Origin of the sequence: Herbiconiux daphne, from assembly GCF_024979295.1 — a bacterium.
GTDB lineage: Bacteria > Actinomycetota > Actinomycetes > Actinomycetales > Microbacteriaceae > Herbiconiux > Herbiconiux daphnes.
On record NZ_JANLCJ010000574.1, the window covers coordinates 1 to 595 of the forward strand.

Here is a 595-nt window from a genome sequence, read left to right on the forward strand (position 1 = left end):
TTCACTTGGGAAACCACCGTGGTGATCCTGTCGGATTCCACTTTGTGTTGCGCCGCACTCACTTTATCGGCAACCGATACTTTCAAACCATTGACATCTTGTTCAACCTGTGAGAATTTCACGGTCGTGATATTGGTGTTATGTTCGCGGATCGTGATTTCAGTGACAAGACATTCACCACCCGATGTTGGCATCCAAAGTGACACCACACCGTTGGCATCCGAATGCAAGACATATTCATATTCCCGCAAGTAAGTATCTTTAGGCACGATCGATTGACGTGCGTCCCCGACTTGTAAGACAAATGATTTGTTGACGCTTGTTGTTGGGACTTGCATCACGACTTTGACCGAATAGGTTTGGTTCATTTTCGCGCCTTCGTACAAGCCTTTACCTGTCGATGGTGATGTGTTCGACCAATAGAATCTTTGTGGTGCGGCGTTGGTACTTACGAATCGCCATCCACTCGCTTCGTGGGTTCGGGTCATCCCTGTGGTCAATCCCAAGATTGGAATGATCGTTGCATCTTGCATCGTTGGATCAACTAGCAAACTTGAAACGGCAACAACCTTAGTTGTAAAGCCATCGACCGTTT

Annotated in this window: 1 protein-coding gene; it reads right to left on the minus strand. The window is 47.1% G+C overall.

Features of this window, described 5'->3' with window-relative positions; genetic code table 11:
* On the minus strand, positions 1-595 hold a 595-nt coding region (locus N1032_RS26520; protein ID WP_259543645.1), incomplete at both ends, for a hypothetical protein.